Annotated in this window: 1 protein-coding gene; it reads left to right on the forward strand. The window is 38.0% G+C overall.

Going from position 1 to position 245, the window contains the following annotated elements:
- The coding region (locus AAEZ22_RS18560; RefSeq protein ID WP_352298560.1) for a putative ATP-dependent zinc protease at positions 1–245 on the forward strand (245 nt) is incomplete at both ends.

A 245-nucleotide genomic window follows, 5' to 3' on the forward strand; every position in this document is an offset into this window, starting at 1 on the left:
TAAATTTACAGCCCAACCATTGCAAGAAGACGAGCAAACGCAAATTACCTGCAATGCCAAAGTTAAAAAGATGAAGTACGTTACCAGCTCTAGTGGCCAAAAAGAATTGCGTTACTTTATTGAAACTACATTACATGCCGGCGAATTTAGTTGGCCAATAGAAATTACATTAACAAGTCGTGCGTCAATGAAGTTTAGAATGTTATTAGGACGCACAGCTATGGAAAATCGTATAGTCGTTGATC

Origin of the sequence: Pseudoalteromonas sp. 20-MNA-CIBAN-0454 (assembly GCF_040308685.1) — a bacterium.
Classification (GTDB): domain Bacteria; phylum Pseudomonadota; class Gammaproteobacteria; order Enterobacterales; family Alteromonadaceae; genus Pseudoalteromonas; species Pseudoalteromonas nigrifaciens.